General features: G+C 47.2%; 1 protein-coding gene. It reads right to left on the reverse strand.

The annotated features are described in order from the left end of the window. Window positions 1-866, reverse strand: an 866-nt coding sequence (locus R7040_RS25405; protein ID WP_318097415.1) for a PhoH family protein, incomplete at both ends; no start/stop codon positions are given.

Consider the following 866-nt stretch of genomic DNA (forward strand, 5'->3'; position numbering starts at 1 on the left):
CTCGAACTCTTTACGTTCTTTTTGATCTTGCGCTTCCCACTTCTCGTAGGCGTTGACGATGCGAGCAACCACAGGGTGGCGAACAACGTCATCTGCTTGGAAGAAGTTAAAGCTGATGTCGTCGACTTCACTGAGCACTTCAATCGCATGACGAAGACCTGACTTCGCACCACGGGGTAAGTCGATCTGAGTAACGTCACCAGTAATAACTGCACGAGAATTGAAACCAATACGAGTCAGGAACATTTTCATCTGTTCAACGGTGGTGTTCTGACTTTCATCTAGAATGATGAAAGCATCGTTCAGCGTACGACCGCGCATGTATGCCAGAGGAGCAACCTCGATAACGTTGCGTTCAATCAGCTTTTCAACTCGCTCGAAGCCTAGCATCTCGAATAATGCGTCGTACAGTGGACGAAGGTATGGGTCAACCTTTTGGCTTAAGTCACCAGGTAAGAAACCCAGTTTTTCACCCGCTTCTACCGCCGGACGTGTCAAAAGAATGCGACGAATTTCTTGGCGTTCTAGTGCATCAACTGCTGCTGCAACGGCAAGGTAAGTCTTACCTGTACCTGCAGGACCAATACCAAAAGAGATGTCGTGCGTAACCATATTGACCAAGTACTGAGCTTGGTTTGGTGTGCGCGGTTTAATGACGCCTTTTTTGGTTTTTACGAACACTTCTTTTCCGTGCGCAATACTTGATTCGGTATTTTGTTCTAATACGCCAGATTCTTTGATCGCCAGATGAATTTGTTCTGGTTCGATATCTGGGATCTCGCCACGCACAGGCGCAGTATCTACATAAAGCGTTTTTAGAATGTCCAGCGCAGCCGCTGAGGTGTGAGGCTTACCAACAATGGTAA

This window comes from Vibrio sp. 1069 (genome assembly GCF_033340555.1).